Origin of the sequence: Sporosarcina koreensis (genome assembly GCF_000826145.2) — a bacterium.
GTDB classification, from domain to species: domain Bacteria; phylum Bacillota; class Bacilli; order Bacillales_A; family Planococcaceae; genus Sporosarcina; species Sporosarcina trichiuri.
Window position 1 is genome coordinate 840499 of record NZ_LN651337.1, and the last position, 26421, is coordinate 866919.

The 26421-nt window shown below is 53.3% G+C and carries 28 protein-coding genes and 2 riboswitches; of the genes, 2 read left to right on the forward strand and 26 right to left on the reverse strand.

The features are described 5' to 3' along the window. Window positions 1-7 precede the first annotated feature (7 nt). The 12 genes from BN1190_RS09935 to BN1190_RS09990 all read right to left on the reverse strand — a co-directional run bounded on the left by BN1190_RS09935 (window position 8) and on the right by BN1190_RS09990 (window position 12269). The gene (locus BN1190_RS09935) at window positions 8-589 is read right to left on the reverse strand and encodes an ECF transporter S component (RefSeq protein ID WP_040286753.1); all 582 of its coding nucleotides are present in this window, start codon (window positions 587-589) and stop codon (window positions 8-10) included. 201 nt (window positions 590-790) lie between these two features. After that, window positions 791-923, reverse strand: a riboswitch (FMN riboswitch). A 65-nt stretch (window positions 924-988) separates the two neighbouring features. Continuing rightward, on the reverse strand, window positions 989-2206 hold the full coding sequence (locus BN1190_RS09940) for a hypothetical protein (RefSeq protein WP_040286754.1): 1218 nt from the start codon (window positions 2204-2206) through the stop codon (window positions 989-991). Beyond that, on the reverse strand, window positions 2207-2734 hold the full coding sequence (locus BN1190_RS09945; RefSeq protein WP_040286755.1) for a sigma-70 family RNA polymerase sigma factor: 528 nt from the start codon (window positions 2732-2734) through the stop codon (window positions 2207-2209). A gap of 56 nt (window positions 2735-2790) precedes the next feature. Next, a complete protein-coding gene (locus BN1190_RS09950; RefSeq protein WP_040286756.1) occupies window positions 2791-4557 on the reverse strand; it encodes an ATP-binding protein in 1767 nt (588 codons plus the stop codon). After that, window positions 4554-5273, reverse strand: a complete 720-nt coding sequence (locus BN1190_RS09955) for a response regulator transcription factor (RefSeq protein ID WP_040286757.1) — start codon at window positions 5271-5273, stop codon at window positions 4554-4556. The genes BN1190_RS09950 and BN1190_RS09955 overlap by 4 nt, the downstream gene beginning before the upstream one ends. Window positions 5274-5475: 202 nt before the next feature. Continuing rightward, the gene (gene ccsB / locus BN1190_RS09960; protein WP_040286758.1) at window positions 5476-6660 is read right to left on the reverse strand and encodes a c-type cytochrome biogenesis protein CcsB; all 1185 of its coding nucleotides are present in this window, start codon (window positions 6658-6660) and stop codon (window positions 5476-5478) included. Beyond that, window positions 6660-8315 carry a cytochrome c biogenesis protein ResB gene (gene resB / locus BN1190_RS09965; RefSeq protein WP_040286759.1) on the reverse strand — a complete coding sequence of 552 codons (1656 nt, stop codon included), beginning with the start codon at window positions 8313-8315 and terminating at the stop codon, window positions 6660-6662. Before resB ends, ccsB begins: the two co-directional genes overlap by 1 nt. A 14-nt stretch (window positions 8316-8329) precedes the next feature. Next, on the reverse strand, window positions 8330-8857 hold the full coding sequence (gene resA / locus BN1190_RS09970) for a thiol-disulfide oxidoreductase ResA (RefSeq protein WP_040287266.1): 528 nt from the start codon (window positions 8855-8857) through the stop codon (window positions 8330-8332). Window positions 8858-8980: 123 nt separating this feature from the next. Next, window positions 8981-9712: a pseudouridine synthase gene (locus BN1190_RS09975; protein ID WP_040286760.1), complete on the reverse strand. Its 732-nt coding sequence runs from the start codon at window positions 9710-9712 to the stop codon at window positions 8981-8983. Window positions 9713-9901: 189 nt separating this feature from the next. Beyond that, on the reverse strand, window positions 9902-10909 hold the full coding sequence (locus BN1190_RS09980; RefSeq protein ID WP_040286761.1) for a D-alanyl-D-alanine carboxypeptidase family protein: 1008 nt from the start codon (window positions 10907-10909) through the stop codon (window positions 9902-9904). Window positions 10910-10923: 14 nt separating this feature from the next. Beyond that, a complete protein-coding gene (gene scpB, locus BN1190_RS09985; RefSeq protein ID WP_040286762.1) occupies window positions 10924-11514 on the reverse strand; it encodes an SMC-Scp complex subunit ScpB in 591 nt (196 codons plus the stop codon). After that, window positions 11511-12269 (reverse strand): segregation/condensation protein A, encoded by a 759-nt coding sequence (locus BN1190_RS09990; RefSeq protein ID WP_040286763.1) that lies wholly within the window; start codon window positions 12267-12269, stop codon window positions 11511-11513. Before BN1190_RS09990 ends, scpB begins: the two co-directional genes overlap by 4 nt. Window positions 12270-12322: 53 nt before the next feature. Between BN1190_RS09990 and BN1190_RS09995 the strand changes: the two genes are divergently transcribed. Beyond that, a complete protein-coding gene (locus tag BN1190_RS09995) occupies window positions 12323-12835 on the forward strand; it encodes a DUF309 domain-containing protein (protein WP_040286764.1) in 513 nt (170 codons plus the stop codon). On the opposite strand, the gene BN1190_RS10000 is transcribed toward BN1190_RS09995, so the two are convergent. The 12 genes from BN1190_RS10000 to BN1190_RS10055 form a co-directional block, all read right to left on the reverse strand. Next, complete coding sequence (locus tag BN1190_RS10000; RefSeq protein ID WP_244898707.1) at window positions 12832-13122, reverse strand: GNAT family N-acetyltransferase; 291 nt, start codon at window positions 13120-13122, stop codon at window positions 12832-12834. The two genes, BN1190_RS09995 and BN1190_RS10000, sit on opposite strands and share 4 nt — an antisense overlap. A 258-nt stretch (window positions 13123-13380) precedes the next feature. Beyond that, on the reverse strand, window positions 13381-14706 hold the full coding sequence (lysA, locus tag BN1190_RS10005) for a diaminopimelate decarboxylase (protein WP_040286766.1): 1326 nt from the start codon (window positions 14704-14706) through the stop codon (window positions 13381-13383). A 107-nt stretch (window positions 14707-14813) separates the two neighbouring features. After that, the gene (locus BN1190_RS10010) at window positions 14814-16262 is read right to left on the reverse strand and encodes a spore germination protein (protein WP_040286767.1); all 1449 of its coding nucleotides are present in this window, start codon (window positions 16260-16262) and stop codon (window positions 14814-14816) included. Continuing rightward, window positions 16263-17048: a SigF/SigG family RNA polymerase sporulation sigma factor gene (locus BN1190_RS10015; protein WP_040286768.1), complete on the reverse strand. Its 786-nt coding sequence runs from the start codon at window positions 17046-17048 to the stop codon at window positions 16263-16265. Between the two features lie 9 nt (window positions 17049-17057). Next, window positions 17058-17504: an anti-sigma F factor gene (spoIIAB, locus tag BN1190_RS10020; protein WP_040286769.1), complete on the reverse strand. Its 447-nt coding sequence runs from the start codon at window positions 17502-17504 to the stop codon at window positions 17058-17060. Next, a complete protein-coding gene (locus BN1190_RS10025; protein WP_040287267.1) occupies window positions 17494-17838 on the reverse strand; it encodes an anti-sigma factor antagonist in 345 nt (114 codons plus the stop codon). The genes spoIIAB and BN1190_RS10025 overlap by 11 nt, the downstream gene beginning before the upstream one ends. Window positions 17839-18057: 219 nt before the next feature. Further along, window positions 18058-19371: a pyrimidine-nucleoside phosphorylase gene (locus tag BN1190_RS10030; protein WP_040286770.1), complete on the reverse strand. Its 1314-nt coding sequence runs from the start codon at window positions 19369-19371 to the stop codon at window positions 18058-18060. A gap of 5 nt (window positions 19372-19376) precedes the next feature. Beyond that, window positions 19377-20576 (reverse strand): phosphopentomutase, encoded by a 1200-nt coding sequence (deoB, locus tag BN1190_RS10035; RefSeq protein ID WP_040286771.1) that lies wholly within the window; start codon window positions 20574-20576, stop codon window positions 19377-19379. A gap of 25 nt (window positions 20577-20601) precedes the next feature. Continuing rightward, complete coding sequence (gene xerD, locus BN1190_RS10040) at window positions 20602-21495, reverse strand: site-specific tyrosine recombinase XerD (protein ID WP_040287268.1); 894 nt, start codon at window positions 21493-21495, stop codon at window positions 20602-20604. A gap of 102 nt (window positions 21496-21597) precedes the next feature. Continuing rightward, window positions 21598-22056: a Fur family transcriptional regulator gene (locus tag BN1190_RS10045; RefSeq protein ID WP_040286772.1), complete on the reverse strand. Its 459-nt coding sequence runs from the start codon at window positions 22054-22056 to the stop codon at window positions 21598-21600. 83 nt (window positions 22057-22139) lie between these two features. Continuing rightward, window positions 22140-22655, reverse strand: a complete 516-nt coding sequence (locus BN1190_RS10050; protein ID WP_040286773.1) for a hypothetical protein — start codon at window positions 22653-22655, stop codon at window positions 22140-22142. A 59-nt stretch (window positions 22656-22714) separates the two neighbouring features. Next, a complete protein-coding gene (locus tag BN1190_RS10055) occupies window positions 22715-23260 on the reverse strand; it encodes an NUDIX hydrolase (RefSeq protein WP_040286774.1) in 546 nt (181 codons plus the stop codon). Window positions 23261-23322: 62 nt separating this feature from the next. Here BN1190_RS10055 and BN1190_RS10060 point away from each other — a divergent pair, with 62 nt between their 5' ends. Then, window positions 23323-24225 carry an aldo/keto reductase gene (locus BN1190_RS10060; RefSeq protein ID WP_040286775.1) on the forward strand — a complete coding sequence of 301 codons (903 nt, stop codon included), beginning with the start codon at window positions 23323-23325 and terminating at the stop codon, window positions 24223-24225. A gap of 37 nt (window positions 24226-24262) precedes the next feature. Here the strand turns inward: BN1190_RS10060 and BN1190_RS10065 are convergent, their stop codons facing one another. Both BN1190_RS10065 and BN1190_RS10070 read right to left on the reverse strand, forming a co-directional pair. Beyond that, window positions 24263-25555: a nucleobase:cation symporter-2 family protein gene (locus tag BN1190_RS10065; protein ID WP_040286776.1), complete on the reverse strand. Its 1293-nt coding sequence runs from the start codon at window positions 25553-25555 to the stop codon at window positions 24263-24265. Further along, the gene (locus tag BN1190_RS10070; RefSeq protein WP_040286777.1) at window positions 25552-26136 is read right to left on the reverse strand and encodes a xanthine phosphoribosyltransferase; all 585 of its coding nucleotides are present in this window, start codon (window positions 26134-26136) and stop codon (window positions 25552-25554) included. The genes BN1190_RS10065 and BN1190_RS10070 overlap by 4 nt, the downstream gene beginning before the upstream one ends. 150 nt (window positions 26137-26286) lie before the next feature. Then, window positions 26287-26388: riboswitch (purine riboswitch) on the reverse strand. Window positions 26389-26421 lie beyond the last annotated feature (33 nt).

Consider the following 26421-nt stretch of genomic DNA (forward strand, 5'->3'; position numbering starts at 1 on the left):
TTCTTCTTTATACGGATAGTTTCCGATGCTGCTGGCTGATCCAGCTCTGCATGCTCCTGAACAGAAGCAGTGTGATGACCATCAGGATGGCTCCCTTGATGAGGTTGAACGGCAGAATTCCGAGCACGATCATCGTATACAGCCCATCCCCTGTGACTGGCGGTGCATTCAGGAAGAATGTGTACGCCGGCAGGAACACGAGGTAGTTCAGCAGGCTCATACCGACTGCCATGGAAACCGTTCCGGTCACGAGTCCCGCTGTCAGTCCGCGGGAATTGCGGAACTTGTTGAAGATGAAATAGATCGGCATGATGAATAATACGCCGGTCACGAAGTTCGCGATCTCGCCGACGGGTACGCCGGTCGGACTGCCTTGAAGGAACCAATACAGGACAACCTTCAGCAGTTCAACAGAAATCCCTCCAACCGGGCCGAGGGTCATCACTGCCAGGACTGCCGGAATTTCACTGAAATCGATCTTCAGGAATCCGGGTAAAGCCGGCAGCGGAAAATTGAATTGCATGAGCACCGTTGAGATGCTGCCGAGGATGGCGATCAAGATCATCGCCCGCAGTTTCTTGCTGTTCATCATACTCTCTCCTTTTGCGATTCTCTTCACAAAGAGGAAAGGTTCTGCCGCTTTCACTGTCCGCCTTCAAAAAAAATCCCTCCAGTCGAATCACTGAAGGGAGAGTTCAGACGTGGTTACATAAGCACCGCCAAACCCGGTAAACCCGGATAGGCGCACTTAAGTAAGCCGCTGTCAAACAGACAAAAAAGACGGCTTCGCCTTCACCTTCTCCCATCCAGACTATACTGTCGGCTCCGGAATCACACCGGAATCAGCTGTTAGGCTCGCGGGCTAAAAAGCTTTCGCTTCCATTTCCGCCGGTCGGGAATTGCACCCTGCCCCGAAGATGAATCAATATTTTATTACACTCCCAGTATACAAAAAAAAGACCAGCCTGTAAACTCGTCTGTTTACAGGTTAGTCATTCCCGATTGTCATTGCCCGGGGATTTGCCCCGGCGGCTGCCGGAAGGGCGTGCCGGAGATCGATCCCGTTCCACTCGGACGGCTCCACTTGACGCAGTTGGAGTTCAAGACCGAAGCTCGCGGCTGTCAATGCCAGACTGTCCATGAGCAGGTCTGCCTGCTCTTTTCCCAACTCCCCCAATGACAGGGCAGGGTCAAATGTAACAGTCGCCAGCTGTCCGGATTGTTCGGCTTCCAGATGTGTCCCTGCGGGGATCGGCGAGGTGAACAGGTCATTCGGTTCGGTCTGCATCGCGCTGACCGCTTCTGCAAACGAATCCGCCCTCTGCATGAAACTCGGTGCAAGAAGCTGGCTCTTATCGTATTTCGTATATACAAAATACGGTGTTTTCGGTAATTTGGACGGATGGATTGGCGGCACTGTTCCCATCTCATCGAATTCTGCAGGGTTCCCTGAAGAATCCAGGATCCTGATCTCTTCATAGGAAGGGAAAGTCTGCTGCAAAGAGTGGAAGAAAACTTCGATGGCGGCGGCAGACCGGTCATATCCATGGTCATCATCGAGGAGCACATCGAGCCGGGCCCCTTCTTCCTTCAACTCCGCTTGGTAAGGATGGTAGTCCTCAAAACCGAGCGTCTCTTCATCCAGCTCACCTGCAAACACCCTGTATATTTCAAGGTCAGTCGAATCACCGGCGAGACCTTTTTCGCTGAGCTGCTCTCCCGTCAGCGTCAGTGAGACCGGCAAACTTACGGCCTGGCTGTCCTGCAGGCCGATATGGAGGATGCGCCTCCCGTCCAATTCATCCGCATAGACCGCCTGCTTCAAAGCAAATTCATCGGTCTCCATCATCATCCGCGACTCAGCTGGCATGGATTTCTCCGATTCATCCTGCGTATTCCCCAGTTTCTGATCGGCGGCTTTGTCGTCCCTGTCTTCCAGGACGGCATCGGCCGACTCCCTGCTGCCGTTCTGCCGGTCAAGGAAGGCAGGGACCAAAAGAGCGGCCGCCAGGAGAACCGCGGCGGCTGCGGCGGCTGCCGGTATCCGCCATTTCTTGCGTCTGCGCGACGGAATCGACGGTTTACCGGATAACCTGCCGTCGTCCTGCAGCCTTTTCAGGATTTCCTCGCGGGAGCGGGTATCCTTCTGCTCAGGCAGGGAGCGGAGCAGTTTTTCAAGCATCTCATCATCCCGTTTTTTCCCCATTCATCGGTCCTCCTCCCTGTCCGCAGCAGCCATCTGGTTTCTCAGCCTTTTCAGGGCCCGGTGCTGTGTCGTTTTCACTTTTCCTTCCGACCATTCAAGAGATGCTGCCGTCTCAGCAATCGTCAAATCATTCATATACCTCATGATGAGCACCAGACGCTGATCGGTCGTGCAGTCATCCAGCAACCGCAGCACCGTCCGGATTTCTTCGCTCTCGACCGCCCATTGTTCCGGCGTTTTCTTGTCGGACTCGATTTCCATGGTGTCCCAGTCGAAAAACCGGTCGGCATGACGTTTCCGGACAGTTGTTTTCCTGAAGTGATCGACCGCCACGTTTTTTGCGATGGAAAACAGCCACGTCTTCTCACTGCTTCTGTGCTCGAACGAGGAGTATGCGCGGATCGCCTTCACATATACTTCATGCGACAAGTCTTCCGCCAGCTGCCGGTCTTTCGTCAAGTATGTCAAAAAGTTGAACACATCCCGATGATACGTTTCATAGAGATGATGAAATACGGCTTCGTCCACAGCAATCCCCCTCGTTCACTCGATTTGACGGCTTTCAGGCCGGAATGTTACACATATTATTCCAGAGGAAGGACAGCGGTGAAGATCGTGCCCGCGCCGTCACCCCGTCTCGCACTGATCGTGCCGCCATGGGATTCAACGATATTCTTTGCAATGGCAAGTCCGAGCCCTGTACCGCTTTTCCCGCGTGTCCGCGCTTTGTCCGCTTTGTAAAAACGTTCAAACACGTACGGCAGATCCTCTTCCGGTATCCCGCTGCCAGTGTCGGTCACGGAAATGGCGACATTCTTCGGGTACTTCTCGACCGACAGCGTCACACTGCCGCCATTCGGCGTATGCCGGATCGCATTGTCGATCAGATTCGTGAACACCTGCTCGATCCGGTCTTCGTCCGCCTGGATATGAAGGGATTCCTGGCCGTTCGGCTGAACCGACAGCGACACTTCACTGTCTTTTGCCACTTGTGTGAACTTGTTCTGCATGCGCAGAAGGAACGGCACGACTGCCATTTCCGACTTATACAGGCGCATATGGCCCGACTCCATCCTTGCCAGGTCCAGCAGGTCGGTGACGAGCCGGCCCATGCGCTGGGATTCGTCGTGGATGATCTTCACCATTTCATGATTCTCTTCCACCGTCTCCGGAACCCCATCCAAAATCGCTTCACTGTACCCTTGCAGCATGGAAATGGGCGTACGCAGTTCATGGGAGACATTTGCGATGAAATCCGACCGCAGCTTATCGAGCTGATGCTGCTCCGTCATGTCGCGCAGGACAGCCACCGCTCCGCGGATGCTGTTCCGGCTGTACAGCGGACTGATCGCTACGACGAAGTAGAGTCCGCCGATTTCGAGTTCGGCATCCACTTCCTCCGCGAACGTGATCGCATGCTCGAGCATGTGGTTGATCTCCGGGGGGAGAAGTTCGTCGGTTTCCTGGTTAAGGAACGACCATTTTTGCAGCAGCTTCTCCGCCTGCGGATTGCTCAGCAGTATCGTGTGGTCGCGATTGAATGTGATGACGGCATCTGTCATGGACGTCAGGATGCTGGAAAGCTGTTCCTTGTCCTGCTTGATGAGTTCCATATTGTATTTCAGCTGCCGGCCCATCTGATTGAATGCTGTCGACAGCTGACCGATTTCATCATTTTGCTTCACGGGGATCCTTGCATTGAAATTCCCTTTCGACAGCTGGAATGCCGCTTCTTTCAGCTGCCGGAGCGGCCGTGTGATCTGCGTGGACAGGAAGAACGCAAAGAAGGTCGTCAGCAGGAATGCGATGAACGCCGACAGCAGGACGATATGCGTCGTCCATTTCGTCGTATCATGGATGGCTTCGAAGCTTTGATAGACGATGACATGGCTCGCCCGGTCGTTCGGGACCGGTGCGGAACTCACGATATACCGTTCGGATACGTCCTTTTCCGTCATCGACGGGAGGATCATCTGCTTGGAAAGGCTGTCCTTTCCGCTTCGGCTGCTGAGTTCTTCGTCCTGCAGGATTTTACTTTCAATCGGCTTTGCGTCCAGATCCTTATCGTGGAACGAATAGGCGATGCCCCCTGTATTATCCACGATGATTGCGCTCGTCCCGTTATTCAGGATGTCATGGACGACCAGCTGCATCGCCTGTTCGTTATCATGGTCCTGGATGATGCTTCCAATCGTATTGGCTTCACGCAGAAGCGTCTCTTCCGCCTGACGCGTATGGAAATTATCGAAGAACTCCAGCAGCAGGGCCGTTACGATGAACAGGACAAATGAAACGAGAAGCAATATGGTTGCCCATAGCTTCCCGACGATTGAATTCCATATTCGGTTCATTCAGCCGGCACCTCGAACTTGTAGCCGACTCCCCACACTGTAACGATCATTTTGGCAGCACGTTCGGATACTCTGTTGAGCTTTTCACGGAGCCGCTTGACGTGTGTATCAACAGTACGCAGATCGCCGAAAAATTCATAGTGCCAGACTTCCTTCAGCAGCTGCTCACGGTCGAATACTTTGTCAGGTGCTTTTGCCAGGAAATAGAGGAGTTCGTATTCCTTCGGCGTCAGGCTCACTTCCTTGCCCTCCGCGGTGACCCGGTGTGCATCATGATCGATCGTCAGCTGCGGGAACACGACAAGGTCTTTCGAAGATGCAGTCGCCTGCGTCCCATTAACAGCACCGGCACGGCGCAGAAGCGCTTTCACGCGCAGGACGACCTCCCGCGGACTGAACGGCTTCACGATATAGTCGTCCGCTCCTGTCTCGAATCCGGTGACTCGGTCCGATTCTTCTCCTTTCGCCGTGAGAAGGATGATCGGCGTCTGGTCCTCTTCAGCGCGGAGTTCATGCAGAACTTCGATCCCATCTTTCTCAGGCATCATGACATCCAGCAGGATACAGTCATATTGTGTTTCCTGGATTTTCTCCAATGCTTCCATTCCATTTTGTGCTTCATCCATTTCATAGCCCTCACGTGAAAGATACATCGTTAGAAGGCGGCGTATCCGGTCTTCGTCGTCTACGACGAGCAATTTGACGTTTTCATCCATTGACGATTGCCCCTTTCAGAACTGCTGTCTTCATTGTACTTGTCCTCTTCCGAAAAAGAAACTACAATACTTTTCTGCAAAATATGTACCGTACACAGCTCGTGTACTTCGGCAAAGCTGCACGATAAGGCTCCCTATTCTTTCCTGTATCGCAAGGGTCCATAAAAACACCGCACAGCGGATAGGCTGTGCGGTCTGTTGGTTATGCGTATGAATGGAGACCTGCAATGATCAGGTTGACAGCCACCAGGTTGAACATGATGATGACGAACCCGACGACCGCGAGCCAGGCGGATTTCTTCCCTTCCCAGCCCTGCGACAGGCGGAGATGGAGGAATGCCGCATAGAACAGCCATGTGATGAGCGCCCAGACCTCTTTCGGGTCCCAGCCCCAGAAACGCGACCAGGCTTCGTGAGCCCAGATCATCGCGAAGATGAGTGCCCCGAGGGTGAACACCGGGAACCCGATCAAGACAGACCGATAACCGATTTCATCCATCAGCTGGGAGTTCGCTTTCTTCGCGAACGGCTGCAGCACGGCTGCGATCGGCCGCCTGAAGATCAGGCGCAGCAGCACGTACAGCACGATTCCGGATGCAAGCGACCAGACGAATGTCGTCAGCGTCTTCGCATTGACGATCGCCGGCATTTCCGCCCATGGTTTCATCGTGTCAGTCGTTACCTGTTCATAGTCATGCATGCCGAAGAGCGGCGGATAATTGTACGTGATTTCTGCCGGCTGGTTGTTCTTGTCGACATAATTGAATTTCGCTTCATAGCCTGAAAGCGTAAATGCAGAAGACGAAACAACAAAGCCAAGCACCAGCACCAGCGTGAACATGACGGCTTCCAGCCAGAACCGCTCTTTCGACTTCTTCGTCAGATCCACATTTTTCGCCAGATAGATCAGACCGGCAACCGCACTGATTGCCAGGATCGATTCCCCGATTGCCGCTGTGATGACGTGAACAGTCAGCCAGTAACTCTTCAGTGCAGGGATCAGCGGTGTGATTTCCCGCGGGAACATGCTCGCATAGGCGATGATCACGATTGCGATCGGCAGAGCGAACAATCCGAGTGAAGGCGTCTTGTAGATGAAGAAGATCAGGATGAATGCACCGACAAGCATCATGCTGAACGCTGTCGTGAATTCAAACATGTTACTGACAGGTGCATGCCCGGAGGCCATCCACCGTGTAATGAAGTAGCCGAGCTGGGAGATGAAACCGACAATCGTGATCAGAATGCCGATTTTCCCCCATACACTGTCTTTGTACGTTTTCTCGGACTTCGATTTTTTCACTGCTCCGCCGAAGAAGAATGTCCCGAGCAAATACGCGACAAACGAAATCAGCAGTAAATTGGCACTTAACGAAGCGTAATCCATTAAACTGTCTCTCCTTCCACTGCATCAGCCGCTGCATCCTTGTCCTGCTTATCCGTATACTCGGGAAGGGCTGCTGCTTCTTTCACTTTATCCAGATCCTTTTTCAGCGCATACCAGTTCTTGTTCGTATGGGCGGCAAGCACCATATCGGCGCTGTCCCCCTTCTGGATCCAGATGCGGCGGTGCTGCCAGTAGGATCCCTGGATGACACCGATCATGAAGACGATACCGCCAAGAAGCAGGATGTACAGCGTTTTGTCTTTCCGGATGGTCAGACCTGAAGCATTGCGGGTGTCTGCATCCAGGAACTTCACTTCGTAATCGTTCGGTTCCACCTCGAGCGTCTGGCGGATGGCGACAAAACTCTTTTCACCTTCCGGATGCTCAGGCGTGATCATATTGAAAATGAAGGCCGGATTGTTCGGAATCGGTGATTTGGAGGTCGGTTCCCCGTCTTTGATGCCGTCGTAATCTGCATAGTATTCCATCAGTTCGACTGCAGAACCGTCTCCTACATCATACTTCTTCGCCGGATTGTTCAAGTCGACCGTAAAATCACCGAGTGATTCACCGGTTTCCTTGTTCTGAAGGGAGAAGGTCATGTTTTTCAATTCCCCGGTCTTGAAATCCATCTGGAAGATGCTGTAGCCGTCGAATGTCAGCGGTTTGTTGACGACGATCGGGTATTCCTTGATGAATTCGACATCAGCAGAACCCGGCAGGCTGCCTTCTTTCTCCTTGTACAGCTTGACATCGGACTGATAGTTGCTGACGATGGCGCCGTTCTTCTGGATGGCTTCATCGAATACAGCATCAGCATTTTCCTCTGAATATGTCTCCATCGTGAATGCGACGTTCTCGAGGAGATAGCCGGGAGCGCCCGGAATCTCTCTTGTTTCACCTTCACGGATCCACATCGTCTCGTCAACGTAGAAGCCCGGGATGCCCCTCAACAGCACACCGAGGAGGAATATGATAAGGCCTGTATGATTGACGTATGGACCCCAGCGCGAAAAGCGGTTCTTTTCCGCGAGGATCGCTCCGTCTTCGGTTTTCACATTGTAGTGAAGCTCTTTCAATGTTTTTTCCGCTTCCGTCATGGAATGGTCAGCATCCGTTACAGGACCTTCCCCGTAGATCCGCTGACGTTTCATGAAGGAAAGATGGCGCTTCGTCCGCTGCTTTTTCAGCGATTTGTACAGCGGGATGACACGGTCCAGGCTGGCGATGATGATCGACGTGCCGAGCATGCCGATCAGGACTTTGAAATACCAGCTGTCATAGATATTATAAAAGCCCAGCTGATAGTAGATCTTGCCGAATGTTCCATACAGACGTTCATAGTAATCCAAGTACTCGGATGGATCGTTCCCGGCTACAGGGACATAGAACTTCTGCGGCAGGATCGTGCCGATAGCGGACACGGACAGCACAGCGACGATGATGCTGACTCCGATCTTGACGCTCGAAAAGAAGTTCCAGATTTTGTCGATGATCGATTTTTTATAGGTCTGTGACCGCCTGGCGGACCCTTCGTAGCGCATGTCCACCATTTTACTGTCTTTTGCCTCATCCGTTTGCGGCCGGCCGCACTTTTCACAGAGTACTGTGCCGTATGGATTCTCGTGACCGCATTGACATTTGATTTTGCTCATTGGTACCCTGCTCCTTACTCGGGCTGTACGCTTTGCATGAGTGAGACGATTTCAGTCTCGCTCATTTCCCGTGTAATAATGTTTTGAATGACGCCGTCTTTGTCGATGAGCATTGTGGTCGGCAGAGGAACAACATTGTAGCTGTTGCGGCTGACACTCTTATTTTTGTCGATCATTACAGGAAACGTCAGTCCATATTGGTCGATGAACGTGCTGACTTTGAAGTCGGACTCACCGATGTTGACGGAAAGGACCTGGACTCCCTTATCTTTGAATTCCTTGTAATGCTTTTCGATATATGGCATCTCTTTTTTACAGGGAGGACACCATGTTCCCCAGAAATTCAAAAAGACACCCTGGCCTTCGTAATCGGACAGCTTCACTTTGCTGCCATCCATATCAAGGAGTTCGAAATTAGGTGCACGGTCTCCTGCTGCAAGAGTTTTTGTCTCCTTCTTAGAAGTCAGTGCAAAGACAATGGCAGCTGCAAGAAGGAGGAGAATGACACCCCGTATGATGAGCCGCTTTCTCTTCTTGTCCATTTTCGCCACTTCTTTCCCCCCTCACGTGATTCGTTCAGCTCCTGCATAGCAACCTTTATTATAACAAAGATGTGTTTTTGAATGGAGTCGCTTCGTGAGCGTTTTGTGACACTTGGCGATTGTTCAGCCAATTGTGCCGGTTTCGGCAAGGACCCGCAGCTGTTTCACTTCGTGCGTTGTGAGTTCCCTCGCTTCACCTGCATTGAGACCGTGTGTGGTCAGGTTCGCAAACGATTCCCTGCGTAATTTGACGACGGGGCAGCCGATTGCATCGAACATGCGGCGCACTTGGCGGTTCCTGCCTTCTGATATTGTAATCTCCACAAGAGCGGTCTGCGCTTTCTTGTCCATTGAACGGAGTTTGACATGGGCCGGGCCTGTCATTCCGTCTTCAAGCTCGATGCCGTTTTCCAGCTTCTTCAGTGCTTCCCTCGTGGGAACACCTTTCACTTTTGCAATATATTGCTTCTTGATGCCGTATTTCGGATGGGTCATCGTATAGGAGAAATCACCATCATTCGTCAGTATGATCACACCGGACGTGTCATAATCCAGACGGCCTACAGGGAAAATACGCTGTTCGACGCCCGGCAGCAGATCGAGAACCGTTTTCCGTCCTTTCTCATCGTGGACCGTCGAGATGTATCCTCTCGGTTTGTAGAGCAGATAATAGACGAATGTCTCTTTGACGATCTGGATGCCTTCCACTTCGATCCGGTCTGACGCCGTCACTTTCGTACCGAGCTCCGTCACGACCGTGCCGTTCACTTTCACTTTCCCGTCTGTGATCAGACCTTCCGCTTTCCTGCGGGATGCCACGCCTGCACGGGCTAATACTTTTTGCAGTCTTTCCATTCCGTCACCTCATTCTTCAGTCTAAAAAATTATGTCACATTTCACAGCAAATGAAAAGGAGACCGACTGTAAATCGCCGGGCGCCCGCCTCGATACTTTGCAAAACAGCCGATTCACATGAAAAAGAGACTCCACGGTACAATGGGACGCCGCCTCATTGTTCTGTGCAGTCTCTCATCATGTTTACGGTCAATCGGTCCTTGTCAGTTTCACAGCAGCTGTCACCAGAGGTTCCTGGCCGAGCGTGACGATCCACTGGCCGGTGTCCCCGCTGGAACTGCTTCTTGGCAGCCGCATGATGGATGTTGTCTTTTTCCGTTCATCCTTGGTAAGCAGAAGTTCGATCGGATGGTCCAGTTCAGCTGTGACACCCGGCAGTACCGAGTATGTGCCTTTTTTCGCGATCCTTACGATATCATGGGTTTTGAAAGCTTCAGCGGCAAGTGTCTTATGGACGTTCCAGTCGTTGCCGTTATTCAGCGTCACCACTATCACCCGTTTGCCGCCATGCTCGAAATACGTAGCGAGCGTCCTGCCGGCTGCCTTCGTGAATCCCGTCTTTCCGGCGACGGCATCCGTATCGGATGTCACGAGCCGGTGCTTGTTCTGCCAGGCGGCTGCCTGACCAATACCGGACGTATAGTTCTCGGTGGAGGCGATTTTTCGGAACTCCTTGTTCTTCATGCCGTAATGCAGCATCATGGCGGTATCATATGCACTGGATAAGTGCTCCTCGTCATGCAGGCCGGACGGATTCGTGAAACGGGTGTTTTCCAGGCCGTAGAGCCGCGCCTGCTCATTCATCATCGTGACGAATCCTTCAAGCGAGCCGCCTGCATGCTCAGCGAGAGCTGCAGCCGCATCGTTGCCGGATCTCAGCATGAGACCGTACAGGAGGTCTTCCGATGAAACCGAGTCGCCCGGCGTCAGATAGATGGAGGATCCTTCCGCCGAAGCGGCCCGCGGAGAGATTTCCACCTCTTTTTCAGTCACGCCGGATTCGATGAACGTCAGAGCCGTCCACATCTTCGTCAGGCTCGCAATCGGCAGTCTGTCATGGGGGTGATACCCGTCCAGCAGCCTTCCTGTGTCCGCATCGATGACGGCCCACGAGGAATGCACAGCCGCCGACGCGGGCAGCTGGAATGGAACACTGACGAACAGCACAAGCAGCAGGCATACAAATGCTTTCTTCAAGCATGATTTCCTCCTTAACCTTCTTCTGTTTCAAGCATATCCTGGAACTTGGTCAAAAATAGATCGGTATCTTCTTCGTCGTCCGTTTCCTGCAGCAGTTCGGGAAGGTCTTCCAATGTATTCAGCCCGAACCGGTCGAGGAAGTAAGGGGTCGTTGCGTAGAGGATAGGCCGCCCGCTCGCTTCGAGCCGGCCTTTTTCCATGACGAATCCTTTGGACAGCAGTGTCTGGATGGCCCGTTCGGATTTGACGCCCCGGATTTCATCGACTTCCACCCGTGTCACAGGCTGTTTGTATGCGATGATGGCAAGGACTTCAAGCGCGGCCTGGGTCATCATTTTGGAAGGCGGGTTCTCGAACAGCCGTTTGATGTCCTCCGCGAATTCCGCTTTCGTCACCAGCTGATAGCCGCCGCTGTATTGGCGGAGTGTGATGCCGCTGTCTTCCCTCGCCTCATATTGTCCGAGAAGGTGTTCCAGTGCGGCGGTCACTTCCCCTTCCGTACAGACGGTCAGGGCAGCCAGCTGCTTCAATGGCAGTCCTTCTTCCCCCGCAACAAACAGGAAGCTTTCAATTGAGGCTGCCAGCCGTTTCGTATTTGTCATCCATTCGTTCCTCCAGTTGGCAGCATGATGTACAGGCGGTCGAAGTTCCCCTGCTGTTCGACATAGACATCCCTGCGTTTCATCAGTTCAAGAACCGACAGGAATGTGACGACCAGTGAACTGACATCCCCCTCGTCGAAAAGTTCATCGAACGTACAGCGGCCGCCTTTTTGTACGATGCTGCCCATGATCTCATCCATCTTTTCTCCGACAGACTGTTCGTTGTTTGCTATACTGGCTGTCAGGGGCGCTTTCAGCCGCCTTCTCTGCAGCATCTTCTGGAATGCACCGACTAAATCGAAAACGCTGAGGGCCTCCCCTGTATCGTTTTGCGGGAGCGTTCCGTATGCACCCATGTCGGCAGGCTGTTTCGTGAAGTGGACGGCCCGTTCCTCTGCCGACTCTTTCAGCTGGACGGCCGCTTCTTTGTATCTCTTATACTCAAGCAGACGTGCGATCAGTTCTTCGCGCGGATCATCTTCCATCTGGAAGTCTGTTCCGTCTTCATCGAATACGTCACCTTCATGGACCGGCAGCAGCATTTTGCTCTTGATCTCTATCAATGTTGCGGCAAGTACGAGATATTCACTGAGTTCATCCAGCTCCAGGACTCGCATGGCATGTAAATGTTCTATGTATTGGTTCGTCAGCTGAGCCATCGGGATATCATAGATATCGATCTCCAGCCGGTTGATAAGATGGAGCAGAAGATCCAGCGGTCCTTCGAATGCTTCCAGTTTCACTTTGTATGACACGGTTTCACCTTCTCTGCTTTCGGCAGACGGAATTCCTTGTAAAGGAGAATAATATGCAACCTTACCATCATCCTCTTTTTGTTGAGTTTCTCGTCTATTTTAATAGGAATCAAGACTATTTCGAAGGTCATGAAGTGCTCGAAGAGTATTGGAAATCGGTGCCCGGTTTTTCGAAAGAACATCCTCTCACGGCCTTCATCCTGCTGACGACTGGTATGTACCATTGGCGGCGCGGAAACTTCAGCGGCGCATCACGGACGTTCGGCAAATCGTCAGAGCGGTTCGCAGCTGCCGCTCGTTCGTATCCCGAGTACAGGGAGGAGCTGGATATCGGCAGGCTGCTCTCGGATCTGGAGTCGGCTCGCGGACTGGTGCAGCAGCGCCGGCCGTTCAGACCGTTCCCGATCATCGTCCTCTCGCAGACCCTCTTGCAGAAGACGGAAGAAGCCGGGCGGACGATGACGCTGCTGCCCCGCGGCAGTGAAGATGTTGTCCATAAGCATATGCGCAGGGACCGGTCCGATATTCTGGAATTGCGGAACGAAAAGAAGAAGAGCGGACGCTAGCGATCCGCTCTTGCTTCTTCCAGCATGCATTTATTGACGAAAGCATCTGTATAATCGTTCCCATACGGGATCTTATCCGGATATTCCTCCTGCAGCTTCGCCATCACTTCTTTGCCGATTCCTTCCCCGCGGAATGAAGGGTTCAGTGACAGGTGGTGCACCGTCATCGTGTCCTCTTCAATCTCAGCCCCTACTATGCCGATGAAATCTTCCTGCTGTTTCACAAGAAATAATTCAAGGTCCTCTTCGGTTTCATAACGGGCAAGGATTTCCTGCAATTGCTTCACAGAATACTCACCTGGGATGTAAGAAAGAAATCCCATTGCTATTTTCTGGTGCATTTTTTTGTAGCGAACAAGTTTCATGGATACCCCTTCTTTTTCAGCATTGCCTATCCGTTGATTTTACAGGAAACCCGCACAATTTTCAACTGATGGTTCAGCGGGGGTCGATGACAGGCATGACATAGTACCAGTAGACCGCACCCCAAATCAGCGCCACAACAGCGATGCTGACAAACAAAATGATATTCCTCTTTTTCTTCATTACTGCCCTTTCCTCGCCTTCTGCTGCAGGGGAAGGTCCAGCCGGGTGAGATCCTCGTAGGTTTCACGGCGGATCACGAGCTGGTGGTGTCCCTCCTCGGCAAATACTACCGCCGGCCGCGGCAGCCGGTTATAATTACCGGCCATTGAGTACGTATAAGCACCTGTGCAGAAAACGGCGAGCAAGTCACCTTCCTGAAGCCGCGGGAGCGTGGCATCGGTAATCAGTTTGTCTCCGGATTCGCAGCATTTTCCGGCGATGGTCACACGCGTATCATGTGGACTGTGCATCTGCTGAGCAGCTGCCGCCGTATATTTGGCATCATACAATGCCGGACGGATATTATCCGACATGCCTCCGTCGACCGCGATGTATGTCCGTATGCCGGGCACCTGCTTTTCACTGCCTGCAGTGTAGAGGGTCGTCCCGGCGTCGCCGACCAGCGAGCGGCCGGGTTCTATCCATATCTCGGGCATCGGGTATCCCCATTCCTCTGACAGGCCGGATACCACTTCCGCCATCTCCTCGGCATACTGCATCGGTTCCAGCGGCCTGTCTTCGTCCGTGTACCGGATGCCGAACCCGCCGCCGAGATTGAGGACGGAACATACGAAACCATGTTCGTCACGCCATGCTTTCATTTTCTCCATCAAGGAATGCGCAGCGTGCGTGAACGCTTCCGTTTCGAAGATCTGGGACCCGATATGGCAATGGAGACCAAGCACCTCGACGTATGGCATGTCCGCTGCCCGTCTGAACGCCTCATCCGCCTGACCGTTCTTCAGATCGAAACCGAACTTCGAATCTTCCTGTCCCGTCGTGATGAATTCATGGGTATGCGCTTCGATTCCCGGTGTCACACGGAGAAGGATTTTCATCGTCTGCTTCCGGGACTGGGCGATTTCGCTGATCATTCCAAGTTCAAGGAAATTATCTGCCACGATACATCCTATTTTTTCGTCAAACGCAAAATTCAATTCCATGTAACTCTTGTTGTTGCCATGGAAATGGATGCGCTCACGCGGGAAATCCGCCTGGACGGCGGTGAAGAGCTCTCCGCCTGACACGACATCCAGGGACAGGCCTTCCTCTGCGGCCAGCTGATAGATGGCGACGGAAGAGAACGCTTTGCTGGCATACGCAACCTGTGCCTGCACACCCATCTTCCTGAAAGCTGCCTGGAAGCCGGCAGCCCGTTCACGGATAAGTGCTGTATCGTAGACGACAACCGGTGTTCCGTAAATATGAGCAAGATCGACTGAGTCCACTCCGCCAATCATAAGATGGCCCTGTTCGTTCACTGTCTGAGTTCCGTATAATTCCATACGCCAGTCCCTCCCTTTCCGTTATGCAGTTCGTCACCTGTTTTCCGGCGATTGGAAAACAGTATCTATGGACAAATCTAACATAAGTCAGGAGGGCAGGCAATGACCTATGGCATCCGGCTCCGTTTCGGCGAATGGGTGATGAACGGACGCGGCATGTCTTCAGTCATCGGCATGCGCAGAAGTATGCGCATCATGGCTTTCGGGAAGAACGGCAGCAGCGGCCACAAGTATGGCGTGTTGAGCGGTTTCATGGAACTCAGGTAATAGACCAGCACGGCCAGCATGATGAAGAACCCGGGAGCTCCGGCTGCGGCTGCCGCAATCAGCAGAGCGATCCGGAATATCTTTGTCGTGATGCTCAGTTCATAGGATGGGATTGCAAATGTCAGGATCGCACTGACCGCTACGTATAGGACGACTTCGCCCGTGAAGAGACCGACATCAATTGCGACCTGGCCGATGACGATAGCCGCCACGAGCCCCATGGCGGTCGTCATCGGTGTCGGCGTGTGGATGGCCGCCATCCTCAGGACTTCGATCCCAAGATCAGCCAGCAAAAGCTGGACGAAGAGCGGAACGGCACCCGGATCATCGGGGCCGATATAATGCAGGAACTGCGGGATATACTGTGTCTTGGTGGCGAGCAGATACCAGAAAGGAAGCAGCAGCAGACTGAATAGCGCACCGGCCAGCCGGAGCATCCGGACGAATGTTCCGATGAAAGGGGCCTGACGGTATTCCTCCGCGTGCTGCAGATGATCGAAAATCGTAGTCGGCACGAGGATAGCAGAAGGAGATGTGTCAACAATCAATGCAATATGGCCTTCCAGGAGATGGGCCGCGCAAATATCCGGCCGTTCCGTGTACCTTACGAACGGCATCGGATTGAACCGCTGCTTGAACAGGAACTCTTCCAGCGATTTGTCGGTCATCGTCAATCCGTCCGTCTTGATATCATCAAGCCGTTTCCGGATGCCGTCGAGCATTTTTTCATTCGCCGCGCCTTTCATATAGGCGATGGCCACGTCCGTCTTGCCGACTGCGGACACTTGGTGCATCTCGAAACGCAGATTGTCCGTCCGGAGCCTTCTGCGGACCAGTGTCGTGTTCTGCAGGATGTTTTCCGTGAATCCGTCCCGTGAACCGCGGATGACTTTCTCGTTGTCCGGCTCTTCCGGCTGCCTGCCCGGATAGCTCCGCACATCGATGAGAATCGTGAAACCATCCTCGGTGATGAAAGCCGCAAGTCCGCTTAGCAGTGACGTCAGCAGATTGTCTCGGCTCTTCGGCTGCTCCACTGCATGATATGGAAAGAAGGAAAGCAACTTCTCACCTGTATCGTGAGAAGTTGTGACTTCTTTGGACTGATCCTGCATTTCCGTCAGCAGCGTCGTGACGGTTTGTCCATCTACCAGGCCGTTGACGTACAGCATCAGGACAGGCAGATCATACAGATGCAGCTCCCGGGAGACGGCGTCATATGTTTCCCCTGTACCGAACTTATCGACAAACCAGGCTTCCGCTTCACGTTTTGTTGCAAATAAAGGATTCATCTACTGATCAGCCCTCGCTTTTTCTAATGGTTCCTCTGCCGCTGCGCCCATCCAGGTCTTCAGCTGTGCCAGTATTTTCTTCTCCAGCCGGGATACTTGCACCTGCGAAATTCCGATCCGCTCTGCAATATCACTCTGCGTGCAGTCGAGATAATAGCGCATATAAATGATCGTCTGATCCCGTTTGTTGAGCCTTGAGACGACATCGCGGAGCGGAATGTGATCGAACAGCCTTGCAGACCGGTCATCTTTCAGCTGATCCATCAGGGTCAGGCTGTCTCCATCGCTGTCATAGAGCTGTTCGTGGAGGGAAGCCGGATCCCGCAATGCGTCCGACGCCAGGATGATGTCGTCCACTGAGACGTCCAGCTCGGCGGACAGCTCCGAAATGGAAGGCGACGTCCCGTATTTCTTCACATAATTATCAGTGGCATGCCGGATTTTAAAGCTCAGTTCCCGGATGGATCTGCTCACTTTCACCATGCCGTCATCCCTCAGGAAGCGCTGGATCTCTCCGACGATCATGGGGACTGCATACGTGGAAAATTTTACATCGTACGACAAATCGAATTTGTCGACGGATTTCATGAGACCGATACAGCCGATCTGAAAGAGATCTTCCAAGTCTGCACCACGCGATGCGAATCGCTGGACAATCGACCAGACGAGCCGTGTGTTTCCTTCTATCATCCGGCGCCGCGATTCTTTGTCGCCTGCTTGGGACTGTTGAATCAGCATTCTCATTTCCTCTTGGGATAGAAGTGCTTCAGTTTTTTCAACAGACATATTCTTCGGTCACCTCATTCTGCTTTTTTCCGTGACCGGAGAAAATGTTTTTTCGAAACGGACGACAGTCCCCTGCCCGATGGCAGATTCGACAGACAGCGAATCCGCAAAGCTTTCCATGATCGTAAAGCCCATCCCGGATCGTTCGAGAAGCGGCTTTGTTGTGAACATCGGCTCCATCGCCTGGTCCACGTCGAAGATGCCATTGCCTTCGTCCTTCACTGTCATCGTCACTTTGCTGTCTTCGATTTTGGCGTGGATGGTCACTTCCCGGATGCCGTCACAGTCATAGCCATGGATGATCGCATTCGTGACTGCTTCGGAAACGATCGTCTTGAACTCGGACAGTTCTTCGAGCGTCGGGTCCAGCGGTGTGATGAAGCACGTCATCGTCATTCTGGCGAGTGCTTCGTTTTCTTCATGTGCGACAAATGACAATGTCATCTCATTGTTCATGTAAAACCCCTCCGATTTCCCCTATCGCATTTTCTACGGTGCCGCGCCTCAATACATCTCCGAGCCCCGAAAACTGAAAGATCTTTTCCATAGTCGGGGACGGATTCAGAATCAGCGTCTCCCCCTGCTGCGGGGCAAGATCGCGCATCCTCCCGAGAACAAGCCCGATTCCCGAACTGTCCATGAAACTCAAGTGTGTAAGATCCCAAATGATCGCATGCGCCGTCCCGCTGAAGATCTCCGAAGAGATTTGTGTCCGGATCCGGTTCGCCTCATGATTCCCTAATTCTCCCTGCAGCGTCACGACAATGATTCCATCAGGTGTAATTGACATTTGTGTCACGTGTACCGCCTCCTTCCCGCCCTCTATTCTGCGGCGGTCGGACGGAACCCTTCTCGGTGACAAAACTAGTCAAAACTAGTGGAAAGCACTGTTATTCCGACAATTGTTTCTCCGGTCAGTGTGAACAGATTCGGCCGTGATTAGACATGAAACCAAAAAAACACCATCCGGAATGAATACGGATGGTGTTTCCTATGGCAAGTCCTATTGTCACTTTGCAATCCGGTCGATGACTTTGTAAATCAGTTCCGGCCGCTTCTGCGGATGCCGTGAAACGTGAATATGCTGTACCAGCATTTTCTCTGTCTGCTGGGTCTGTTCCGAGTTGGCATGGATGACGGCGATCGTTTCGCCGGCCTGGACGGCATCCCCGATCTTTTTCTTGAGGACGATTCCGACAGCCAAGTCGATTTCGTCTTCTTTCGTCGCCCGTCCCGCTCCAAGGAGCATTGCAGCGACGCCGATTTCATCTGCTTCCATCTTCGAAATATACCCTGTTGATGTCGACTTGACCTCTCTGACGATAGATGCCTTCGGCAGGAGCTCGGGGTTGCGGGCGATCTCAGGATTGCCTCCCTGGGCTTCGAGGAACTTGGCGAAGAGTTCAAGCGCGGAGCCATCATCGATGACACGCTGCAGCTGCTGACGCGCCTCCTTCGTATCCTTCGCTTTCCCGCCTGCAATGAGCATTTTGCTGCCGAGGACGAGACAGAGTTCCGTCAGATCATCCGGCCCCTGCCCTTTCAGCGTTTCGATCGCTTCCTTCACTTCCAGCGCATTGCCGATCGCATATCCGAGCGGCTGGCTCATATCCGATATGACGGCAATCGTATGGCGGCCGACCTCGCTGCCGATGTCGACCATCGCCTCGGCCAGAACCTCTGCATCCTCCGGTGTTTTCATGAAGGCGCCGTCCCCCGTTTTGACATCCAGCACGATTGCGTCCGCTCCAGCAGCGATCTTCTTGCTCATGATCGAACTCGCAATCAGCGGAATGCTGTCCACTGTGGCTGTAACGTCGCGCAGCGCATACAGTTTCTTATCGGCAGGTGTCAAATTCCCGCTTTGACCGATGACCGCGATTTTCAGGTCATTCACCTGACGGACAAATTCCTCTTCCGTAATCTCGACATGGAACCCATCGATGGCTTCCAGCTTGTCGAGAGTGCCTCCTGTGTGGCCGAGACCTCTCCCGCTCATCTTGGCAACGGGCACACCGCATGCTGCCACCAGTGGGGCAAGGATGAGCGTCGTCGTGTCCCCGACACCTCCTGTGGAATGTTTGTCCACTTTGATGCCTTCGATGGCGGACAGATCGATCCTGTCTCCCGAGTCCGCCATCGCCATTGTCAATGCTCCCTGCTCTTCAGGCTCCATGCCCGAGAAATAGGTTGCCATCAAAAATGCACTTGCCTGGTAATCTTGGATGGATCCATCCGTATAACCGTTCACGAAATACCTGATCTCCGCTTCCGACAGCGTATCCCCGTCTCTCTTCTTCTGAATTACATCGACCATCCTCATGTCTATCACCGAACCTTTTCTATAAGTACTTGCAGGAAGCTCTCTCCGAATTCAGGCGCCGTGACATGGAAGTTCTCGGCGACGGTTGCACCGATATCCGCAAACGTCTTGCGGAGCGGCAGCGATCCTCCGCTCTCGAACGATGGCGAGTATACGAGAAGCGGTACATACTCACGTGTATGGTCCGTTCCTGCATGGATCGGATCGTTTCCGTGATCTGCCGTGATGATCAGCAGGTCATCCCCACGCAGGCGCTCCATGATCTCCGGCAGACGCGCGTCGAATTCCTGCAGTGCATCCCCATATCCCTGCGGATCCCGCCGGTGACCGAACAAGGCGTCGAAATCCACCAGATTCGTGAAGCTGAGACCATGGAAGTCTTCCTCCATTTCAATCAGCAGCTTATCGACACCATCCATGTTGCTTTTCGTACGGACCGCCTTCGTCACACCTTCGTTATTGAAGATGTCCGAAATCTTGCCGACTGCGACGACATCCAGACCTTCGTCCTTGAGCGCGTTCATGACTGTCGGTGAGAACGGTTTCAATGCGTAATCATGTCGATTGGACGTCCGGGTGAAACTTCCCGGCTCCCCGATAAACGGGCGGGCAATGACACGGCCGACGAGGAATTCCGGCTGCAGTGTCAGCTCGCGGGCGATTTCACAGATTCTGTACTGCTCCTCCAGCGGGATGATCTCTTCATGGGCTGCGATCTGGAGCACGGGATCTGCCGACGTATAGACGATGAGCGCACCGGTTTCCATATGTTCTTCCCCGTATTCCTCGATGACAGCTGTCCCGCTTGCCGGCGCATTGCAGATGACTTTCCGGCCGGTCCGTTCTTCCAACTGGCTGACGAGTTCCTCCGGGAAACCGTTCGGATATACTTTGAACGGTTTATCGATATTGAGGCCCATGATCTCCCAGTGGCCGGTCATCGTATCTTTGCCGACGGATGCTTCCTGCATTTTTCCATAGAACCCGATCGGCTCCTGCTCTTCAGGGACGCCGGGGATCTTTTTGATGTTGGACAGGCCCATACGTGCCATGTGCGGCAGCTGGAGACCGTTTTCCATATGGTCCCCTATGTGGCCGAGTGTATCGGCACCTTCGTCTCCGAACAGGTGTGCATCCGGTGCTTCTCCGATACCGACGGAATCGAGTACGATCAGATGGATTCTTTCAAATGAACTTTTCGTCATAATTCTTTTCCTCCTTCAGTTTCCCTTATGCTCTCGGATGGTACTGGCTGTACACATCTTTGAGGCGTGTCCTGCTTACGTGCGTATAGATTTGTGTGGTGGAGATGTCGGCATGTCCGAGCATTTCCTGGACAGCGCGCAGATCCGCCCCGTTTTCCACCAGATGGGTGGCAAACGAATGCCGCAGCATGTGGGGGGTCAGTTTTCTGCTCAGCTGGGCCTTTTCAGCGACATCCTGCAGCAGGCTCCAGATGCTCTGCCGCGTCAGCCGGCCGCCGCGTGCATTGAGGAACAGTGCATCTTTGGAAGCGGCGGCAGCAAACTCGGGCCGGACTGTCTCCATGTATATTGTACACGCTTTCACAGCCGAACTGCCGAGCGGGATGATCCTCTCTTTCCCGCCTTTGCCGAACACCCTTGCAAAGCCCATTATACCATTCAGATCGTCGGTATTCATGCCTATCAGTTCACTGACACGCATCCCTGTTCCGTAGAGCAGTTCCAATATGGCAGTGTCCCGCCTGTTTTGCGGGGATTCGCCGCCGGCCGCCCGGATGATGCTGTCCACTTCTTTGACGGACAGTACACGGGGGAGCTTCTTCTCGAGTTTCGGGAGCTCCAGGTGGACTGTCGGATCTGTCGGCAGCACCTGGTCACGAAGCAGGAACTGATGGAATGACCGGATGGACGAAATGTGCCTGGAGATCGTCCTGGATGACTTGCCCTGTTCTTTCAGCAGATGCAGATACTCCAGTATTTTCTGGTGATCGACGGCATCCGTCGCCACTTGCTGGCTGTCCAGCCACGAGACGTACGGAGCCAGGTCCCGCCTGTAGGATGAAATCGTATTTTCCGCAAGCTGCCGCTCCACTTTCAGGAAATGCAGATAATCCTGCAGCGGATCTTTCAAATCAGCCATACATGACGGCAGTCCGGCAGTTGTTGCCCGAAGGATCGCCGTACTGCCTCCCTCCTTTTTCGGATGGAACAGTAAAAGAGGGCAGCACGAAGCCACCCTCTCTCACTTTCCCTTTGTATCCCCCTCTGATTTGCATCGTTTGCAAATACCATGGAAGGTGAGCCAATGATCTTTGACTGTAAATCCAAACCGCTTTTCAACGACTTTCTCCACCTCACCGAGAAGGTCTTCCTGGATTTCATCGACCGTCCCGCATTCGATACAGATCAGATGGTGGTGGAAGCGGTCCGCCCCCTCCTGCCGTAAATCGTATCGCGCTACGCCGTCGCCGAAATTGATTTTGTTGACCACTTTCAATTCAGTTAATAATTCAAGTGTTCTGTAGACTGTCGCAAGACCGATCTCCGGGGCTTTTTCCTTTACCAGAAGAAATACATCTTCTGCACTCAGATGGTCTGCTTCATTTTCCAAGAGTACCGCTACGGTAGCTTCTCGCTGAGGCGTCAATTTATAGCTGGCCCCATGCAGTTGTTTTTTTATGCGTTCGATTCGGCTTTCCATAGGACGCCCCCCTCAAGAATGATTCTATTATAGCAAATCGTCATTCGTGTTGACAATAGAAAGGAAACCGTCCCGCCGAACGTTCAGCCGCCTGTTAACTTGTATACTATCTTATCGGCAAAAAAGACGATCAGGCCTGCCGCTGCGAACAGGACAGGCACCCGCCAGGAGAACTTCTTCTTTTTCGGCTGTTTCAGATAGAATGGCGGGGGAAGGGGCCAGCAGCAGAAAAACACAAGGAGTGTCGCCGCAAGCTGGAATGGGAACCACCAGCCTGCATATACAGTCATCTTCAGGCCGTCTGCCAGCAAATAGGCGGATGACAGCCCGAACAGGACGCTCTTCAGTGCTCCGGACATCATGACCAGCCACTTCGTCCTGCCGGAAAGCGCCAGCGCGGCCGCCACTATATAGAAAGACAGGACAGAGAGCAGCTGGTAGACGAGAGACGGGCTGCCATCAGAGACAGCGCGCTGATCATACAGCTGCACAAGCAGCGTGAAATCCGCAGAGGGAATGCTTCGATAGAGCAGGACTCCTCCGGTATATCCTACGGTCAGGATGACAAACAGCTGGATAAAGGACAGTGAACGTATCATGTAACTCACACCTCCGCATAGTTTGTACATCCTATGCTCGTCCCGAGGCAATTAGTAGATCAGCCCGGGAACCGCTGCTTCACATACAAAACTGCAAAAGCGGTTTTGGCATCGTAGATCCGCCCGTCTTCCACCATCGTTTCCGCCTGTTTGAGCGTGCATTCCAGCACATTCAGGAATTCATCCTCATCCCCTTCGGCAGGGTTGTCCACACGTTCCAGGTCCTGTGCCACATAGAGATGGATGATTTCGTCCGCGAATCCCGGTGATGTCGCAAATGACTGGAGGTACTCGAGACTGCCTGCACGATATCCCGTCTCTTCTTCCAGTTCCCGGGCAGCTGTCAGTTCGGGCTGCTCACCCGGATCGATTTTTCCCGCGGGAATCTCGATGATCGTCCGCTCAAGCGCTTTGCGGAACTGTTCCACCAGCACGATCTTCCCCTGATCCGTCAGTGCGATGACAGCGACCGCGCCGGGATGCTTGATGAGTTCGCGGGAAGACCGCTTGCCATTCGGCAGTTCGACTTCCTCCACTCGCAGGTCGATGATCTTCCCCTCATAGATTGTTTCGCTCGTAATTGTCTTTTCTTCAAATTTGGCCATAAGCTTCCCCGCTTCCTTTCTCGTTTCGACCAGTATACCATGAGGTTACAGGAGGTGTTTACATGGACAAACGGGAACTCGGCAACAGCGGTCTGTATGTCTCGGAACTCGGGCTCGGCTGCATGTCGCTGCCATCCGGGCAATCAGATGCGGACCGTATCGTTGCGGCAGCCATCGACGCGGGGATCACGCTGATCGACACAGCGGATCTCTATGACGGCGGTGCGAATGAGGAACTTGTCGGCAGAGCATTGAAAGGGCGCCGGCAGGATATCATCCTTGCGACGAAGGTCGGCAACCAGATCGACCCGGACGGGAAGGGCTGGACGTGGAATCCTTCGAAGAAGCATATTCTCGAAGGCGCCAAGGCGAGTCTGAAACGCCTAGGCACGGATTATATCGATTTGTATCAGCTGCACGGTGGGACTATGGAAGATGACTATGAAGAGACGATTGAAGCATTCGAGCAGCTGAGGAAGGAAGGCCTGATCCGCCAGTATGGAATCTCTTCGATCCGGCCGAATGTCATTGAGCGGTTCCTATCGCACAGCAGTGCAATATCCGTCATGATGCAGTACAGCATGCTCGACCGGCGTCCCGAAGAGTGGTTCAATGCAGTATCCGATCAAGGTGCATCCGTCATCGCCAGAGGGCCGCTTGCCAAGGGTCTGCTGACTGCCGAAGGACAGGGACGGGCGGAGAGGGCGGGGGCGTTCGCCGCATTCGGACAGCCCGAATTGACGGATACCGTCCGGCGTCTGACGGCAGAATCATCCGATCTGCATGCGGCCGCCATCCGGTTCTGCCTGTCGGACAGCACCGTCGCATGCGCTTTGGCAGGCGCACGCACTGAGGAACAGCTGACAGACACACTGAATGCGTATCGGAGCGCAGTGTCCGATGAGGAAATCGGGAATCTCGTCACCCTCCTTCCGAAGCACGTGTATGACCAGCACAGAATCTGAAAAAAGAGCAGGAGGACTGGATGTCCCCCTGCTCTTTTCATGCTTCCTGTTCTGTCAGCACGACTGCTTTCTTGCGTTTCCGCTTCGGCAGCATATTGAACATGATATTTAGTGAGATGGCTGTAACGCTGCCTGCCACAATGCCATTGCTCGTCAGCAGCTGGAGGCCGGCCGGCAGTTTTGCGAACAGTTCCGGCACAACGGAGACGCCGAGGCCGATTCCGACGGAGCATGCGATGATCATGGCGTTGTCCTGGGAAAGGACGACAACCGTACTCAGCATCTTGATGCCCTGCGAGACGACCATACCGAACATCGCCACCATGGCGCCGCCGAGGACCGCATTCGGGATCACTGTTGCAAGTGCTGCCACTTTCGGCAGGAAGCCGAGGCCGATCAGCATGCCTGCTGTAATGACCAGCACCTTCCTCGATTTGACGCCGGACATTTGAATGAGTCCTACGTTCTGTGAAAATGTCGTATACGGGAATGCATTGAACAGACCGCCGAGGACGGAAGCGAGTCCTTCCGACCGATACCCCTTTTCCAAGTCTTTATGGTCGATTTCCTTCTCGCAAATATCTCCCAGGGCAAAGTAGACACCTGTCGATTCGACAAGCGATACCATCGCCACGATGGTCATCGTCAGGATCGGCTGCCAATGGAACGAAGGCACGGCAATGAAAAATGGCTTTGCCAAGTGGAAATACGACGCTTCGTGGACAGCCGAGAAATCGACAACCCCGAGTAATACCGCTCCTACAGTTCCTGCTGCCATTCCGATCAGGATGGCGATCGCACGCAGGAACCCTGTGGAAAACCGGTAGACGAGGACGATAAATGCAAGTGTGCCGAACGACAGCAGAATATTATGCAGGGAGCCGAAGTCAGCGGCCCCCTGTCCGCCGCCCATGTTATTGATGGCGACGGGTATCAGAGTGATCCCGATGATCGTCACGACTGAACCTGTCACGACAGGGGGAAAGAATTTGACGAGTTTCCCGAAGAATCCGCTGATGAGCACGATAATGACGCCTGAAGCGATGACAGCGCCGTAAATCGCAGACAGGCCGAACGAACTGCCGATGGCAATCATCGGGCCGACCGCGGTGAAGGTGCATCCAAGGACGACAGGAAGACCGATGCCGAAGAATTTATTGGTCATGATCTGCAGCAACGTTGCAATACCGCACATCAGGATATCAACCGACACAAGGTATGTCAGCTGCGTGGATGACAGGCCGATCGCCCCGCCGACAATCAGAGGGACCAGGACTGCGCCGGCGTACATCGCGAGGAGGTGCTGGATTCCGAGAAGGGCCGTTTTCATTGGTTGACAGCCTCCTTGAACGTCACCCGGCTGTTTTCAAGTGATTCGATGATGGCCAGCGACTCGACACGGCAGCCCTTTTCACGGAGCATGTCCCCTCCCGGCTGGAACCCTTTCTCGATGACGATGCCGACACCCGCAACAGAAGCACCGGATTGTTCCGCGATATCGAGCAGGCCGAGGACCGCCTGTCCATTTGCCAGGAAATCGTCGATAATCAGAAGTGTGTCATCACCGCTGATATGTGCCTGGGAAACGGAGATTTCGTTCGACTCCTGCTTTGTATAGGAGTAGACGGAAGCACTGTACAGCGCACTGTTCTGTGTGAGCGATTTACGCTTCCTTGCAAACACGACCGGAATGCCGAGCTTGAGGCCGGCCATCACCGAGGGGGCTATACCGGATGATTCCAATGTCAATATCTTTGTGAGTCCTGACTGTCCGAATTTCTCTGCGAATTCATCACCGATCGCCTGCATGAGTGCAGGATCGATCTGGTGGTTCAGGAATGAATCAACTTTCAATACGTTGCCCGGCAGCACTTTGCCCTCTTCCATAATCTTGTTTTTCAGCAATTGCATTCGATTTCCTCCTCAATGATATGGCGGGCATACAAAAAAGCCGCATGACCCGCGCATCCAATCATATCTATGAGTGGAGCAAGGGTCATCACGGCTTCAGAATCACCAGATGAAACGCAAAACAGTGACCTGCAGTCTTTCCGCAGGTTGTTTCACATCCGCTGCTCTCATAGTCGGTTCGTTTACGGCAAACCGGTAGAAACTTGCGGGCCATATCCCCGCTATTATATGAGTGAATGTATTCGATTTTGATATCAGTATAGCATGCCGCACTGAAAAAACAAG